At 50.4% G+C, this 266-nt stretch carries 1 rRNA gene; it reads left to right on the top strand.

Annotation, left to right across the window (positions count from 1 at the left end):
• Positions 1-266, top strand: a 23S ribosomal RNA gene (locus K0625_RS24960); the annotation flags it as partial.

Genomic DNA, 266 nt, shown 5'->3' with positions numbered 1-266 from the left:
TTAATGAGGCAAACCCGGGGAACTGAAACATCTAAGTACCCGGAGGAAAAGAAATCAACCGAGATTCCCCTAGTAGCGGCGAGCGAACGGGGATTAGCCCTTAAGCGTAGAGGGTGTTAGTGGAATGAGTTGGAAAGCTCAGCGGCACAGGGTGATAGCCCCGTACATGAAAACTAACTTTACGTGAAAACGAGTAGGACGGGACACGTGACATCTTGTCTGAACATGGGGGGACCATCCTCCAAGGCTAAATACTCCTGACTGAC

The organism is Shewanella nanhaiensis, assembly GCF_019457885.1.
Lineage (GTDB): Bacteria > Pseudomonadota > Gammaproteobacteria > Enterobacterales > Shewanellaceae > Shewanella > Shewanella nanhaiensis.
The sequence above is the reverse complement of the archived record's forward strand: the minus strand, read 5'-3'. Positions and strand labels throughout refer to the sequence as shown.